The sequence below is a fragment of the Marinobacter shengliensis genome, from assembly GCF_003007715.1.
In the GTDB taxonomy this organism is placed as follows: Bacteria; Pseudomonadota; Gammaproteobacteria; order Pseudomonadales; family Oleiphilaceae; genus Marinobacter; species Marinobacter shengliensis.
Window position 1 is genome coordinate 186,437 of record NZ_PXNO01000023.1, and the last position, 14,270, is coordinate 200,706.

10 protein-coding genes are annotated in these 14,270 nt (G+C 57.8%); 4 read left to right on the plus strand and 6 right to left on the minus strand.

What is annotated here, in order from left to right:
• The first annotated feature begins 11 nt into the window (after positions 1 to 11).
• Complete coding sequence (locus C7H10_RS10100) at positions 12 to 2,114, plus strand: TonB-dependent receptor family protein (protein WP_244178248.1); 2,103 nt, start codon at positions 12 to 14, stop codon at positions 2,112 to 2,114.
• 29 nt (positions 2,115 to 2,143) lie between these two features.
• Here C7H10_RS10100 and C7H10_RS10105 read toward each other — a convergent pair whose 3' ends face one another.
• From C7H10_RS10105 to tmpT, 4 genes are all read right to left on the minus strand, one after another.
• A complete protein-coding gene (locus C7H10_RS10105) occupies positions 2,144 to 3,703 on the minus strand; it encodes a SpoVR family protein (RefSeq protein WP_106694761.1) in 1,560 nt (519 codons plus the stop codon).
• On the minus strand, positions 3,700 to 4,989 hold the full coding sequence (locus tag C7H10_RS10110; RefSeq protein ID WP_208622832.1) for a YeaH/YhbH family protein: 1,290 nt from the start codon (positions 4,987 to 4,989) through the stop codon (positions 3,700 to 3,702). The genes C7H10_RS10105 and C7H10_RS10110 overlap by 4 nt, the downstream gene beginning before the upstream one ends.
• Positions 4,990 to 5,015: 26 nt before the next feature.
• Positions 5,016 to 6,938, minus strand: a complete 1,923-nt coding sequence (locus C7H10_RS10115) for a PrkA family serine protein kinase (protein ID WP_106694763.1) — start codon at positions 6,936 to 6,938, stop codon at positions 5,016 to 5,018.
• A gap of 396 nt (positions 6,939 to 7,334) precedes the next feature.
• Positions 7,335 to 7,994, minus strand: a complete 660-nt coding sequence (gene tmpT, locus C7H10_RS10120; protein WP_106694764.1) for a thiopurine S-methyltransferase — start codon at positions 7,992 to 7,994, stop codon at positions 7,335 to 7,337.
• A 74-nt stretch (positions 7,995 to 8,068) separates the two neighbouring features.
• On the opposite strand from tmpT, the gene C7H10_RS10125 reads away from it, so the two are divergent.
• The 3 genes from C7H10_RS10125 (at position 8,069) to C7H10_RS10135 (ending at position 11,838) form a co-directional block, all read left to right on the plus strand.
• Positions 8,069 to 8,998 (plus strand): D-2-hydroxyacid dehydrogenase, encoded by a 930-nt coding sequence (locus C7H10_RS10125; RefSeq protein WP_106694765.1) that lies wholly within the window; start codon positions 8,069 to 8,071, stop codon positions 8,996 to 8,998.
• A gap of 131 nt (positions 8,999 to 9,129) precedes the next feature.
• Positions 9,130 to 10,347, plus strand: coding sequence for a maltose/maltodextrin ABC transporter substrate-binding protein MalE (gene malE / locus C7H10_RS10130; protein ID WP_106694766.1), 1,218 nt, complete (start codon positions 9,130 to 9,132; stop codon positions 10,345 to 10,347).
• A 132-nt stretch (positions 10,348 to 10,479) separates the two neighbouring features.
• Positions 10,480 to 11,838 (plus strand): YihY/virulence factor BrkB family protein, encoded by a 1,359-nt coding sequence (locus C7H10_RS10135; RefSeq protein WP_106694767.1) that lies wholly within the window; start codon positions 10,480 to 10,482, stop codon positions 11,836 to 11,838.
• Here the strand turns inward: C7H10_RS10135 and C7H10_RS10140 are convergent.
• Together C7H10_RS10140 and C7H10_RS10145 are read right to left on the minus strand one after the other, a co-directional pair.
• Entirely contained in the window at positions 11,821 to 12,867 is a 1,047-nt protein-coding gene (locus tag C7H10_RS10140; RefSeq protein ID WP_106694768.1) for an HDOD domain-containing protein, read from the minus strand. The genes C7H10_RS10135 and C7H10_RS10140 overlap by 18 nt on opposite strands.
• Positions 12,868 to 12,958: 91 nt before the next feature.
• Complete coding sequence (locus C7H10_RS10145; protein ID WP_072678147.1) at positions 12,959 to 14,188, minus strand: DUF445 domain-containing protein; 1,230 nt, start codon at positions 14,186 to 14,188, stop codon at positions 12,959 to 12,961.
• Positions 14,189 to 14,270 lie beyond the last annotated feature (82 nt).

Sequence of the window (14,270 nt, forward strand, 5' to 3'; positions counted from 1 at the left end):
GGGGAAGCGAAGTGAAAGAGGAAGCTCAGGGGCATGGTTACTCACAGCGGTTGGTGATTGCGTTCGCCATTGGGTCGGTCATGATGCCGTCAAGCGAGTTGGCGGCACAGGTTGCGGACGAGGGCGAGGCGATTGGGGAAATCGTTCTGGAAGTGACCTCACCTCGCCTGGCTCGTGACCTTTACGATACCCCCGCTGCGGTCAGCGTAGTGGACGCCCCCGCCATCCGCCAGGGCCAGCAGCGCCTGCAACTGGACGAATCCCTCAATACCGTGCCTGGGCTTTTCTTCCAGAACCGTTACAACTTCGCCCAGAATCTGCGACTGTCGACCCGGGGTTTCGGGGCTCGTGCGCCCTTCGGTATTCGGGGTATCCGCATTCAGGTAGATGGCATTCCCTATACCCTGCCGGATGGCCAGTCGCAGATCGATGCCATCGACCTGGATTCCGCTCAGCGCATTGAGGTAATTCGGGGCCCGTCCTCGGTGCAGTATGGCAATGCCGCCGGTGGCGTGCTGGATATCACCACGGCCCGTGGCGATGATTTGCCCCCCGGTGCCCGGCTGCGCCTTGATGGCGGCAGCGATGATTACCGCAAGGCCGCCATTCAGGGTAATGGCGTTCACGGCGACACCAGTGCCATCGCAACGCTGTCCTGGATGAATGTAAACGGCCACCGGGAACAGAGTGAGGCGGAAAAGGGCCTGTTCAACGCCCGAGTTTCCCATGAGCTGGATTCCGAGAGGGAGCTGACCGCCACCTTCAACGCCTTACATAACCCGAAAGCCCAGGACCCGGGCGGCTTGACCCTGTCCCAGGTAGAGGATGATCCGAACCAGGCTACCTTTATGGCCAAGCGGCTGGACAGCGGCCAGACGGTGAATCAGCAAACCCTGGGGCTGCAGTATCAGGATGCCGCTGTATTGCCCGGTGAGGTCACCGTGAACACCTTTTACAGTCATCGGGATTTCGCCCAGCAGTTGCCTTTTCCCGGCGCCAGCCGAGTGGCCTACGACCGCCATTTTTACGGAATCAGTTCCCAGTACCAGCAAGGTTCCGAGCTGGCCGGGCGACCTTTGACCTGGGTAACCGGCGCGGATGTCCATCGGCAGTCGGATGACCGCCGGCGCTACCAGGTGTCACCCATGGGCGAGATTACCGGGCAAACCCAGGCAGAAACCCAGAACGCGACAAACGTGGCTGTATTCGCCCAGGGGGATCTGGCGCTGACGGATCGGTTGAATTTTTCACTCGGGACCCGCTGGGATCATCTGCGCCTGTCGGTCGATGATGACCGGCTTGAGGACGGTGATGATTCCGGCAGCCGGACGTTCCGGGAAGTCAGCGGCGTGGTTGGCCTGAGCTATCGCCTGGCGCCCCGGCATCAGGTATATGCCACCGTTGGCACGGCGTTCGAGTCGCCCACCTTTACCGAGTTTGCCAACCCCTCTGGTGCCGGGGGCTTTAACCCGGATGTGGAACCGCAAAAGGCGCTGAACCGGGAGATTGGTGTTCGTGGTTTATGGGGTAACTCACTCAGTTACGACCTGGCACTGTTCTCCATTCGGGTTAAGGATGAAATCCTGCCCTACGAACTGGACGGCCGCACCTTCTACGAAAATGCCGGCGAGACTCGCCGCAATGGCGTTGAACTGGGCCTGGGCTGGGATATTTCCTATGCCTGGCGGGTGACTACTGCACTGACTCTGGCAGACTACGAGCTGCGCGATTTCACTGACGAACAGGGCAATGATGCTGATGGCAATGACATCCCCGGCTTGCCCGGCACGCTCTGGGTGTCTGAACTGGAGTGGCAGGGTATGGCTGGCCGGTTCGCAGCGCTGGAATGGCAGTACGTTGGCAGCTTTTATGCGGAGAACAGCAACCAGACCAAGGTAAGCGATTATTGGTTGCTGGGCGCCCGCGCGGGTGACTCCGTGCGTCTGGGTAATCAGACGCTCAGTCTCTACGCCGGTGTCCGCAATGTGCTGGATGAAGATTATTTCAGCAACGTGCGCATTAATGCCAACGCAGACCGGGCCGTTGAAGATCGCGGTTACTTCGAGCCCGGTGCCGGCAGAACGTTCTATGCGGGCCTTGAATTGACTTTCTGATTTGTGATCTCAGGGGTGGCCCATTGTGGTCACGCCTCCTCAGCGCCTCTGGGTGGGCAGTGATGTTCCTCAACCACCTTGCCGTCATCCACGCTTTCCAGGTGCACATCAAAGCCCCACAGCCGGTGGGCGTGTTTGAGCACTTCGTCTGTTTCCTTGCCAAGCGGTACCCGGTCCACGGGAATATGCCGCAGGGTGAGTGAACGGTCGCCCCGCACATTCACATTCCACACTTGTATGTTCGGCTCCCGGTAACTGAGGTTGTACTGGCGCGCCAGTTTCTCCCGCAGCACCCGGTACCCCGGGTCGTCGTGGATGGCGGTCACGGTGTAGTGGTCTTCCTGGTCATCATTCTCGATGGCGAAGAGTTTGAGGTCCCGCATGACTTTTGGCGACAGGAACTGTTGAATGAAGCTTTCGTCCTTGAAGTTGCGCATAGCGAAATGCACGGTCTCCAGCCAGTCCTTGCCGGCGATGTCCGGGAACCACTCCCGGTCTTCCTTGGTGGGGTTCTCGCAGATGCGGCGCAGGTCGGTGAAGATGGAGAAGCCCAGGGTGTAGGGGTTAATGCCGGAATACCAGGGGCTGTTGAATGGTGGCTGATACACCACCGCGGTGTGGCTTTGCAGGAATTCCAGCATAAAGCCGTCGGTGACCAGGCCTTTCTCGTACATCCGGTGCAACAGGGTGTAGTGCCAGAAGGTGGCCCAGCCCTCGTTCATCACCTGGGTCTGGCGCTGCGGGTAAAAGTACTGTGCCAGTTTGCGTACAATCCGCACCAGTTCCCGCTGCCAGGTTTCCAGCAGTGGCGCGTTCTTCTCGATGAAGTACAGCAGGTTCTCCTGGGGCTCTTCCGGGTACCGGGGTTTGCGTTTGACCGGGTCGTCATCTTCCTCCGGTTTCGGGATGGTCCGCCACAGATCGTTAATTCGCCGTTGCTGGTATTCCTCCCGCTCTTTCTGACGCAGGGCTTCCTCAGCGGCGGAAATGGGCGCCGGTCGCTTGTAGCGGTCCACGCCGTAGTTCATCAAGGCGTGGCAGGAGTCGAGGATCTCTTCCACCGCATCCACGCCATGGCGCTCCTCGCATTCGGCGACATAATTGCGGGCGAACACCAGGTAGTCGATGATCGCACTGGCATCGGTCCAGGTGCGGAACAGGTAGTTGCCTTTGAAAAACGAATTGTGACCATAGCTGGCGTGGGCAATCACCAACGCCTGCATGGGCAGGGTGTTTTCTTCCATCAGGTAGGCAATGCAGGGGTTGGAGTTGATCACAATCTCGTAGGCCAGCCCCATCTGGCCGCGCTGATAGCCCTTGGAGGTCTGCAGGAACTGCTTGCCGAACGACCAGTGGTGATAGCCCACGGGCATGCCTACGGAACTGTAGGCATCCATCATCTGCTCCGCGGTAATCACTTCCACCTGGTTAGGGTAGGTGTCCAGGCCGAACTCGGCGGCGCATTTGGCAATCTCCTCGTCGTACTTCTGGATCAGCTCAAAGGTCCACTCCGAGCCGGTGGAAATGGGCGTTCCTGCCTTGGGTTGTTCGCTCTCCGGTGCGTTCGGGCGATCAATCAGGCTGCTCATGCCGCTTTCCTCTCGAACAACTGTCGGAATACCGGGTAAATATCGCCAGGGTCTGCAATTTGCTGCATGGCAAAACTCTGGGGAAACTGTTCCAGGATCTTCTCGTACTCATACCAGAGCATCTGGTGGTCCTGGGGTGTGATTTCGATGTAAGAGTAGTACTGCACCAGCGGCAGAATGCTGTTGGCCAACAGCTTGCTGCAAACCGGGGAATCATCGTTCCAGTTGTCCCCATCCGATGCCTGGGCGGCGTAGATGTTCCACTCCGCCGGCGAGTATCGGGCTTCGATGATCCGGTGCATCAGCTTCAGGGCGCTGGAAACAATGGTGCCGCCGGTTTCCCGGCTGTAGAAGAATTCTTCTTCGTCCACTTCCTTGGCACTGGTGTGGTGGCGGATAAACACCACATCGATCTTCTTGTAGTTCTTTTTCAGGAACAGATACAGCAGGATGAAAAAGCGCTTGGCGATGTCTTTGTGCATCTGGGTCATGGAACCGGACACGTCCATCAGGCAGAACATCACGGCGCTGGTAGCGGGCTTGGGCTGCTTCTGGTGCTGGCGGTAACGCAGGTCGATCTCGTCGATAAACGGAATGCGTTTGACGTTGGCTTTCAGGCGCGCAATTTCGTCTTCCAGCACCTTGATCTGGTCCTCATGGCTGAAGGCCGGGTCCAGATCCTCCGGCGCGCCTCTCAGGGCTTCCAGCTGCTTTTCCAGATCCTTGATTTTCTTCTTGCGGGCGCCGCCGAGGCCGAGCCGGCGGGCATGGGCGCCCCGCAGGGAGCGCACCACATCTAGTTTGGCGGGCACACCCTGGCTGGTGAACCCGGCGCGCACGTAACTGAAGGCTTCGGTATCCTTGAGTTTCTTGCGGGCCAGGTTGGGCAGTTCCAGGTCATCAAACAGGAACTCCAGGAATTCCTCCTGGGTGATCTGGAAGGCAAATTCGTCCATGCCTTCACCGTCCGGGCTGGCCTGGCCCTGGCCCTGACCTTTACCGCCACTGCCCGGGGGTTTGGGAATGGTGTCACCGGCCACCCATTCCTGGTTGCCCGGGTGTACCACTTCCCGCCGACCACCAGGGCCGTGGTGGAAGATGGGTTCCTGTATATCCCGGGCCGGAATGCTGACTTTCTCGCCCCGTTCAATATCCGTAATGGAACGTTTCTGGACCGCTTCGGACACCGCTTTTTTGATGTGATGGCGATAGCGGCGCAGGAATCGTTCCCGGTTCACCGCGCTTTTGTTTTTACCGTTCAGTCGCCGGTCGACTATGTGGGTCATACCCATGGGTCTGCTCCCGCTGGCAGTTAATGGGACTTACGCACACGCAGATACCACTCAGCGAGCAAGCGGACCTGTTTCTCGGTGTACCCACGTTCAACCATACGTTCCACAAACTGTTTGTGCTTCTTCTGGTCTTCCTGGCTGGCTTTCGGGTTGAAGGAAATCACCGGCAGCAGGTCTTCGGTGTTCGAGAACATCTTCTTCTCGATCACGCTGCGCAGTTTCTCGTAGCTGAGCCAGCTGGGATTCTGGCCCTGGTTGTTGGCCCGGGCCCGCAGTACAAAGTTGACCACTTCGTTGCGGAAGTCCTTCGGGTTGCTGATGCCCGCCGGCTTCTCGATTTTTTCCAGTTCGTCGTTGATGGAGGCACGGTCCAGAATTTCCCCGGTTTCCGGGTCCCGGAACTCCTGGTCCTGAATCCACAGGTCGGCGTAGGTCACATAACGGTCGAACAGGTTCTGGCCATATTCGCTGTAGCTTTCCAGATAGGCGGTCTGGATTTCCTTGCCGATGAACTGCACATAGTGGGGTGCCAGGTATTCCTTGATGAAACGCAGGTATTTTTCCTGGATCTCAGACGGGTACTGTTCCTGCTCAATCTGTTTTTCAAGCACGTACAACAGGTGTACCGGGTTGGCTGCCACTTCGGTGGTGTCGAAGTTAAACACCTTGGACAAAATCTTGAACGCGAAGCGGGTAGACAAGCCGTCCATGCCTTCCATCACACCGGCGGCGTCCCGATATTCCTGAATGGACTTGGCTTTCGGGTCGGTGTCTTTGATGCTCTGGCCGTCGTACACCTTCATCTTGGAGAAGATGCTGGAGTTTTCCGGATCTTTGATGCGCGACAGCACCGAGAACTGGGCCAGCATGTCGAGGGTGTCTGGGGCACAGGGGGCGCCGGACAGGGAGCTGTTTTTCAGCAGCTTCCGGTAGATCTCGATTTCTTCGGTCACCCGCACACAGTAGGGCACCTTGACGATGTACACCCGGTCAAGGAAGGCTTCGTTGTGCTTGTTGTTGCGGAAGGTCTGCCACTCGGATTCGTTGGAGTGGGCCAGGATCACTCCGTCGAAGGGTACCGAGCCCATGCCCTCGGTGGTGTTGTAGTTGCCCTCCTGGGTGGCGGTCAGCAGCGGATGCAGCACCTTGATGGGGGCCTTGAACATTTCCACAAATTCCATCAGGCCCTGGTTGGCTTTGCACAGGCCGCCGCTGAAGCTGTAGGCGTCCGGGTCGTCCTGGGAGAAGTCTTCCAGCATGCGAATATTGACTTTACCCACCAGCGCCGAAATATCCTGGTTGTTGTCGTCACCGGGTTCGGTCTTGGACACACCGATCTGGTCGAGCACCGAGGGGTAGCGTTTTACCACCCGGAACTGGCTGATATCACCACCGTACTCGTGCAGGCGTTTGACTGCCCAGGGCGACATGATGCTTTTCAGGTAGCGGCCGGGAATGCCGTACTCTTCTTCCAGAATCGGGCCGTCTTCGTCCGGGTCGAACAGGCCCAGGGGGCTTTCGTTGACCGGCGAGCCCTTGATGGCATAGAACGGCACCTTCTGCATCAGTGCCTTGAGTTTTTCCGCCAGGGAGGATTTGCCGCCGCCCACCGGGCCCAGCAGGTAAAGAATCTGCTTCTTCTCTTCCAGGCCCTGGGCAGCATGGCGGAAGAAAGACACGATGTTTTCCACGGCTTCTTCCATGCCGTAAAACTCGGAGAATTCCGGGTATCGCTTGATGACTTTGTTGGAAAATATGCGTGACAGGCGAGGGTCACGGGAGGTGTCGATCAGTTCTGGCTCGCCGATGGCTATCAGCATTCGCTCGGCGGCGGTGCTGTAGGCTGTTGGGTCCTTTTTGCAGATCTCCAGGTATTCCTCAAGGGAGTATTCTTCCTCCTGAGTGGATGCATACCGGTCTTTGAAGTGCTGCAGAATGCTCATAGATGGCCCCTCGCTTGCTCTTGCTTGTTATAAAACCGCTTTAACTCACGCAATATCCCCGTTGCTGAAACGCCGCCGGTCCGGGCGGTGTGCTCTGGTTAATAGGTTGATGGGATGGTTCTGTTAAACAGGTATACGTTATCCGGAGCTTTCCGGCCTGCTTATTCTGAGCTTAGTTCAGAGTTCGGGGGTTGGACAGGTGGGGTTCACCTTAGGTTCATTAAATTATGTTACGGGGCGTATCGGATTTTAGGGCTGACGTACACCGGGGCGGATTTTTTAGATCAAACTGAAACTCGCTTTGCTCAGACATTCAGTTTGATCTAAAAAATCCGCCCCGGCATACGTCGATCAGGGCTTCGGAGGGGGCCCCAGCCTTTGGACTGCGGTGGGCCTTTACTTCTTCGTTAGTGTAAACACGCTTTCTGCGGCGCCGTTTCTCAGGCCTCTTCTTTTGGCGAAAGGGTTGTCGTGGGCCATGTCGCGCTTCAGTACGTGGTTAACTTCGTAGTCCTCGCTATACAGCTGGAACACTTCCTCGTCGCTGACGTTGAAGGGAGGGCCTTGCATTTCGTTGCTGTCGTAATCGAGGGTGATCAGCAGGATTCTGGTGCCGTCCGGGATGATGGCGGTCAGGTGGTCCACATAGCCTTTGCGCATTTCCGGGGGCAGGGCGATGAGCGCTGCGCGGTCGTAGACCAGTCGGATGTGTTTGAGATCATCCGGCACCAGTTGAAAGAAGTCGCCGCACCAGATTTGTAGGTCGTCGTGTTTGAAGGTGGTGAAAGGCTCGCCCGGATGGACCTTGGCTTTTTCACCGGCTTCTTCGAAGAAATCCTTGCAGGCGATGTCGCTGAGTTCCACGCCGATGATGGGGTGGCCACGGTCGTGGAGCCACCACATGTCATGGGCTTTGCCGCACAGGGGCACGAATACGGCTTCGGCGCCCTGGCCGGCCAGTTCCGGCCAGTGATCGTGCAGGTACTGGTTTACCGTGCCTTCGTGGAAGCCGATTTGGCTCTTTTCCCAACGTTCGTGCCAGAATTCGTGTTCCATGGTTTGCCTCCCTGAATTTGCTCGTTTTACCCAGTCTACCTTAATCTGTGCCGATCATGAGTTGGGAGAAAAGTATGAAGGCGGTCTTTCTGGATACCCTAACCCTTGGCAGTGATGTGGATCTGTCGCCGCTAGAGCAGGTGACCGGTGGCCTGACCTGTTATGACCGAACCGCGCCCGAGCAGGTTGTGGAGCGGATTCAGGGTTTTGATACGGTGCTGGTAAACAAGGTGGTGCTGGGCAGGGAGCACTTCGACGCCTGCCCGGAGCTGAAGACGATTGCGGTGGTGGCCACGGGGCTGAACAACATTGACCGGGCGGCCGCAAAGGAGCATGGGATCACGGTGATGAACGTGACCAACTATGGCCGTTCCACGGTAGCCCAGCATACTATGGCGCTGATTCTGGCGCTGGCTACGCGGTTGCTGGATTACAACCGGGATGCCCGAAACGGCACCTGGGGCAAGAGTGATATGTTCTGCCTGATGGACTACCCGATTATGGAGCTGGAGGGCAAAACTCTGGGCATTGTCGGCTATGGCGACCTGGGCCAGGGCGTGGCGGAACGGGCAAAGGCCTTTGGTATGAACATTGTGCTGGGTTGTCGGCCGGGTCAGCAGCCCGGGGAGGTCGATGGCTATTCCCGGGTTCCGCTGAACGACCTGTTGGCGCAGGCCGACGTACTGTCTCTGCACTGCCTGCTGACCAATGACACCCGGAATATGATTGGTGAGCGGGAACTGGGGTTGATGAAACCCACAGCGCTGCTGGTCAACACCAGCCGGGGAGGTCTGGTAGATGAAGCGGCGTTGGTGAATGCCCTGCGCAATGGTCAGATCGCCGGGGCTGGCTTTGATGTGTTGACTGAGGAGCCGCCACGTAACGGTAACCCACTGCTGGCCGACGATATTCCGAACCTGATTCTCACTCCCCACTCCGCCTGGGCCAGCCGTGAGGCCCGTCAGCGGATTGTGGAGATCACTGCGGGCAATCTTGCTCGGTAGGTTCCTGCCGGGGGCTGAGAACTTACGCCCCCTCGTTCACCCCTTGGATTATCGCAGGTGTATGACGCGATCGTTGACGTAATCTGCTCTCATGGCGCAAAACCCGAATAACAACAAAAGGGCTATGCGCGATGATCCGAACCACTCTGGCAGTGTTGGTCTGCCTGTTTTTCCAATCCCATGCCGTGCAGGCGTTTGAACGCGGCGAACTGCTGATCTGGATAAATTCCGACAAGGGGTATCAGGGGCTTGCCGAAGTCGGTAAGCGCTTTGAGGCCGCAACCGGCGTGCCCGTGACCGTTGAAACGCCAGATGACCTCACCACCCAGTATGATCACTATGGTTACACTGCCAAGGCGCCCGATATCATCATCTGGCCCCATGATCGTTTTGGCAGCTGGATTAATGAAGGCCACCTTGCGGCCATTGAACCTTCCCGCGCTGTCCGTGAGGTGATTGCCCCATTTGCCTGGCAGTCGGTGTCGGTTGGTGAACGGGTGTTCGGGTACCCCATCGCCATGGAGGTGGTGAGCCTGCTCTACAACCGGGAACTGGTGTCGGAACCGCCGACCACTCTGGAGCAGGTGGCAGAGGTACACCGACAATTGGCCGGCGAGGATATCCAGGCCATCGCCTGGGATTATCGCAATGTCTATTTTTCCTGGCCGATCTTTGCCGGTTCCGGCGGCTACAGTTTTGGTGTTGATGATTACGTATACGACTTGTCTGACGTGGGGGTCGCTACAGACGGTGCGATTCGCGCCGTGGCCGGCATTCGCGAGCTGTTGGAACAGGGGGTGCTGGCACGGGATACCGACTATGGAACCATGATGGAAGGCTTCAAGGCCGGAAAGGTGGCCATGATCATCAATGGTCCCTGGGCCTGGAGCGAGCTACGGGCCTCCGGGATCGATGTCGGTATCGCCGATGTTCCCACAGTGGAGGGCACAGTGGGCCGGCCGTTCGTGGGGGTGTTGGCTGCAGGCATCAGTGCGGTTTCCACGAATCAGGATCTTGCCCGGCAATTTATTGAGGATTATCTGCTGACGGAGGAGGGGCTTCACGCAGTCAATGATGACAAACCACTGGGAGCGGTCGCCCACCTTGAGGTGGTGAAGACGCTGAGTCAGGACCCATTTATCGATCAGACCTTCCGGTCGGCCCGTGGTGGCGAAATTATGCCCAATATTCCCGAAATGAAACGCTTCTGGGACCTGATGACGCGCCGCTTCTCGACCATGCTGGAAGGCGATGCGCCGATTCGCCCAACCCTCAGCCAGGCAGCTGTCCGCCTGCAGCGGCTGGACGAAATGCGGGGATGGACGCGCCGGCACTACGTTGCCAACTAACCAGGGACTGGATTGCTGCGAGCGGTTGGCACCAGCGTGCCGGCCTGGCAAGGATGCGGCGCCACTATAATCCCCTTGTTTACTGGCTTTCGGCTGATAAGCTGTAGAAAACACTGACAAGCAGGATCTTGCGTGGCATCAATTCAAACCAAAGAGCGGCTTCAGGCGGCGGAGAAGTGGATTCTCGCCAACCCCAATCCACCCCAGAAGTGGCCCTGGACCTGGCTCTATAAAACCGGGCGTTCTGTGTATGCCGTGGCTAGGGATGTCATCAGCGGGCAGCTAACCCTTCACGCCATGAGCCTGGTCTACACCACCTTGCTAAGCATTGTGCCCTTGCTGGCTCTGAGCTTTTCGGTGCTTAAAGCGATGGGTGTGCACCAGCGCATGGAGCCCTTGCTATACCAGTTTTTTGAGCCGATGGGCCCCCAGGGCATGGAGGTTGCAGAGCGCATCCTGGGTTTTGTCGATAACATGAGAGTTGGCGTGTTGGGCTCTGTTGGTCTGGCACTGCTGGTGTACACCGTCATTTCGCTGGTCCAGAAAATCGAACGTTCGTTCAACATGATCTGGCGCGTGCCCGAGATGCGATCCATGGCCCAGCGCTTCAGCAACTATCTGAGCGTGATCATGGTTGGCCCACTGCTGATGGTGTCGGCCATTGGTGTGACCGCCACCATTTTTTCATCCAACGTGGTGCAGCGGTTCATGGAGATTGAGCCGTTCGGTTCTTTGATTGTGATGGTAAGCCGCTTTACCCCGTTTTTCCTGGTGGTGGGGGCCTTCACGTTTGTCTATGTGTTCATCCCCAATACCCGCGTGAAGCTGCGTTATGCGTTTATTGCTGGTCTGGTGGCGGGTGTTTCCTGGCAGGCGGCGGGTATGCTGTTTGCGTCCTTCGTAGCCAATTCGACCAAGTACGCGGCAATATATTCGGGCTTCGCGGTGGGCATAATCCTGCTGATATGGACCTACCTGAACTGGATGATCCTGCTGCTCGGCGCCAGCCTGGCCTTTTACATGCAGAATCCGGGGTCTGTGGCCAAGCGTCAGAACGTGCAGCTGGCTCCGGAGTTGCAGGAGCGGGTGGGCCTGGCGTTGATGTGGATGGTGGCCAAGCCGTTCAGCCTGGGGCAGCCAGCACCGCAGCAAGAGGCGCTGGAATATGATCTGCGTGTACCTGGGGAGGTCACACGGAGCATCAGTGACAAGCTGATTCGCGCCGGCCTGTTGAGTCTGGCGGGGCGTAATGGTGATCAATTGGTACCCGGCAAGGCATTGCACCTTATCACGGTTGGAAGCGTCCTTCAGACCATCCGCCGGGATGAGGACCGGGTTGTTGACCGCCTTCCAAGCAGTGCCATGCCGGTGCAGCTGAGAGATCTGGTGGGCCACCGGGAAGATGTCAGTTTTGCGGAGTTGCTGGCTGGCGGGGAAGATTCCCAAGACAGCGCCAAGGATGCTTCGACGGTGTCAGGCGTCGGCTTTTGAGCTTTTGCCTTCCTGCAGCATTCTGACAACGGCCTTGCGCACAGGGGTAACCTGCTCCGGTGTCAGGTGCACGATCTGAGCCAGCTTGTCTTCCGGCAGGTTGCGTTGGCGGGCATGGCGCAGCACTTCACGGGTGCCCAACAACAAACCATCGGTGAGCGCTGAGTGTGCCTGCCTGGGTGCCGGGCGCTCTGCCGAGAGCAGCCAGGCATGATACTTCGGCGGCAGGTTCCAGACATTGGCCAGCAGCTGGCAGGCGGTCCATTGATGGCGGATCAGGGCTATCCTCAGAACTGCTGGCTCTGGCTCGCTGCCCGTATTCTGTGTCCGGCAGATGCGTCCCAGTTCCCGACGAATGGTGATATAGGCAAGTGCCGGTAGCAGTCCCACCATGAAATGGGCACTGGTGTCGTCGCGGTGAATGCGGGCAATCAATTCTGCGGATCTGGCACAGGTAAGCCCCCAGCGCCAGGCCCGCTGGGCAAACAGGGCTTCCCGACTGTTTCTTGCGGCCATCATCGGGCGCATAACGGCTGCTGAAATGACGTTACGGATGCCATCCAGCCCTAAGACAAACACCGCTTGATCCACTGACTCTATGGTGTTGTCACCGGGCCGGAAGTAGGGGCTGTTGGCTACCTGAAGGAGTTGGTCTGTGAGCGACGGGTCGCTCAGGATGATGTCGGTAATCTGCTTGCGGTCGGTCGTTTCGTTAGACAGCGCCCGCATCAGCATGGGCAGGCTGCCGGGCCTGCGCGGTAGCTCTTCCATTTCACTGGAGCGCAGGCGGCGCTCCAGCTCGGCCAGTATTTGTTCTGCCCCGGCGGGTTCGGACCGGAGCATAGCGGGAGAGGCGTCAAGCAGCCAGCAGAACAGGTGGTCTTCCAGTTGTTTGACAACCACGGCGTCTGACGCGTGTTGTTCGGGGCTGTGACTTTGCGCCGGGTTAAACAGGCGTGTCTCGGTGGCAGCCGCGGCTGGTGGCGGCGTTGCAAACAAGCCTGATATCCAGGAAAAAAAGCCCGGCATCCATTGCCTCCGGTTTAACGTGTATTTAAAAGTGACCGTTCACCGGTTCAGTATAGTTGCGTTACGCAACCCTGCACAGCCTTGTGTGGCTTCAGAAGAAGGCTTCTCCAAACACGAATACCAGTTGGCACACACCGGCGACGAAGCCCAGGAAAGCCCCAACCAGAATCAGTTTGATTTCGTCTTCCTGGAAACAGGGGCGTAGCAGGTCCTGGAACTCTTCCGATGACAGCGCAATCATCCGCTCAACCATAATCGATTCCACTGCGCGGGCACGGTCCTGCTCGAACACCGGGTTGTTGAAGGAGCTCTGGGAGATCTGGATGGCTTTCTCGCCCACCTGGTTTTTCAGGGTGGCAAAGCCGGTGGGGCCGAAGGCCATCTGGGTCAGCGCCTTGCCCATGCCGGCGGTTTCATCCACCAGGGGTTTGATGTGTTTCTTGACCATGTTGCGGGCCCGCCCGCCCTTGGGGCCTTCAAGGATGGAGTTGATGATGTTGCCCACGGTGAGAATTTCATGGGTCACGATGTGACAGAAAGACTCGGCAACTTCTGGCTGGCGCTTGAGAAACAGGCCCTGGAGCCGAAGTGGGCCGACTTTGTGTTCATGAAGCGGTCGGAAGATCACGTTCAGGGCAATCCAGTTGGTGGCCCAACCGACCAGAAGGCCGAACAGGGGCAGTACCCAGATGGCGGGGTAAAAGTACCAGACGGCCATCTGGATCAGGCCGAACAGGAAACCGAAGTAGAGACCCGAGTTGATGATGAAACGGAACTCTACGTCGCCGCATTCAAGGAAAATGCGGTTAAGCAGTTTTTTGTCCCGGGCCAGGCGTTCGATGACCATGCCTTTGATGTCCAGCAGGTCTTCGATGTTGTCTGAGATGTCGTCAACCAGGTTGTCTACCAGTTGTGGTGTGGACTTTCGAACCCTGTCGTAGACCATTTTGCGGGCGGATGCTGGCAGGTTTTCCCAGAAGGTGGGGTATTCCCGGAGCATGAGTTCGTCTACGTATTCTTCGATGCGTGGGTCGACGGTGTAGATGATGTGGGCGGCCAGGACTTTGGGGTCGATCTGGTCGAAGATTTCCTGGACCGTGCCGATTTTGGAGATGGTGGCATCGACGCTGATGGCGGCCATTTTCCGTGCTTTGGAGGGGATGATGCCTTGCCAGCCCAGGAGTGGTGGTTTGCCAATGAATTCCAGGGGGTAGAAGGTCATTTTGATGGCGAGCCAGTTGGTGCTCCAGCCGATCAGGGCCGCTATCACGGGGATGCTGAGGTATTGCCAAAACTCTGGATTGGTAAGTAGGTCTGTCATCCTGGGCTCTTATTTGTTTTCTTGGGTGCAAGCGGCCGGTTGGGGGACAGGTTTCCAAAACACGCTGTGAATACTTCCCTGT